2 protein-coding genes are annotated in these 1359 nt (G+C 36.0%); both read right to left on the minus strand.

Features of this window, described 5'->3' with window-relative positions; translation table 11 throughout:
* Nucleotides 1-614, minus strand: a 614-nt coding sequence (locus AC1DDX_RS27435; protein ID WP_477623035.1) for an endolytic transglycosylase MltG, incomplete at its 3' end; no start/stop codon positions are given.
* A gap of 18 nt (nt 615-632) precedes the next feature.
* Nucleotides 633-1359 (minus strand): PASTA domain-containing protein (locus tag AC1DDX_RS27440; protein WP_477623036.1); only part of this gene is annotated, 727 nt, incomplete at its 5' end.

The following is a 1359-nucleotide window of genomic DNA, read 5'->3' on the forward strand; positions in this document are numbered from 1 at the left end:
TGTTTGCGATCAGCATTCCAGAATTTATCATATTCAGCATGCATTCTGTCAAAGAACTCCGAAGCAGTAACATTCCAATACATTTCGTAAGTGTTAGGAATGAACATCACATAGCTGTTATCTTTATTAAAACCATACTTTTCAAGCAAAGACGCAGAGTCGAGCAGATTTATAAAAGTTAAAGAATCTGGTTCAAGGTTTCTTGAGAGATAGCCGGCAAAGTTTTCTTTTTGCCTTAAGTTTTGAAACTTAAGTTTTACAGGATCCTGATTGCCCGACTTCAGCATATTAATAATGCTGCGGTTATTCATACCTTTTGCCAGTTTATAGCGCCCTGGTTTTAAAGAACGTGCAAGCTGCATTTTTCCGGAAGCTTCACTAAAAGAACCTATATCGGTTAGCATATCTTTTAGTTTAATCTCTTTATAAAGGTCGTCGATATTGTAACCTGTTCTTATATACAGGTATTTTTCGTTGCCCGTAACATTTGGTGCAAAGTATACTTTATATAATTTAAGTCCATAAAAGCCCCCGGCAATTAAAACAAGCAATAGTAAGCCTAATATTATTTTGGTATTCTTTTTAAGACCTGTTTTATTTTCTTCGTTTGACATATATAAATGATAGTGTGATTAATTTTTATTAGATAATGTAATGTTTACTGGTGTTCCAATTTTTACTTTAGTTACCGAATCTGTTGCAAGTGGGTCCTGTTTTATGATTACAGCATTGGCAGAATCCGTCACAACCCCCTCATATGTAACTGTTCCAAGGTTTAACATCGCGCCATTTCTCAATGCAAACAATGCCTCATCCTTAGTTAAGCCGATAAGAGTTGGAATGTCTACTTCTTCATTTCCTTTTCCGTCGCCCAATAAAAAGTCAATTCTTGACCCTTTCGGTACCATTTCCCCAACTTTAATGGGCTGATTTCCAAAAGAAACTTCCAAAACAACATCTCTGCTCACATCCGGTTTATAAGTAGTGTCCCCAAGTTTCAGACCAAAACTTTCAATTATTGCCTGGGCTTGTCTTAATGATTTATATACGACATCCGGAAATTTAACATTTGGAGCCTTATTCATGCTCACAGTCAGGTAAATTGTTCTGTTGTCTTTTACAAAAGTATTAGGGTTTGGATCCTGATCTATTACTGTTCCCGGAGGGGTATCCATAATATAAACAGAATCGACCTCATAACGTAAACCCAACTGTTCAAGCTTACTAACCGCTTGTGTAAATGATAGTCCTTTAACTGATGGTACATTTAAACCCTGGCCATGTTTGGTGTAATACCTTAAACTAAAGAATGCGGTAAATAAGATTACTGCAACAGTAATTATAGCAGCAATAAGATTG

It is taken from the genome of Pedobacter sp. 10L46_2 (assembly GCF_056395165.1).